We start from the raw sequence: 249 nt of genomic DNA on the forward strand, positions 1-249 counted from the left end.
CTTTCCAGACCGTCCCAGCCTTCCTGCTGGCTTTGGCTTTCGTCAGCATCGTCGGGCCGTCGCTCGGCGTCGTCGTTGCGGCGATCGCGCTGGGCGCCTGGACCGGACCGGCACGCGTGGCGCGGGCCGAAGTGCTGTCGATCCGCGAGCGCGATTTTGTTGCCGGCGCCCGCGTCATCGGCATGCATCCGCTGGAGATCGCCTTTCGCGAGGTGCTGCCCAACGCATTGCCGCCAGTAATGGCTTTAT

Annotated in this window: 1 protein-coding gene; it reads left to right on the top strand. The window is 66.7% G+C overall.

Features of this window, described 5'->3' with window-relative positions; all coding sequences use genetic code 11:
* On the top strand, positions 1 to 249 hold a 249-nt coding region (locus AC0L2Y_RS34710; RefSeq protein WP_473562357.1), incomplete at both ends, for an ABC transporter permease subunit.

Source organism: Mesorhizobium sp. WSM4830, assembly GCF_055811495.1.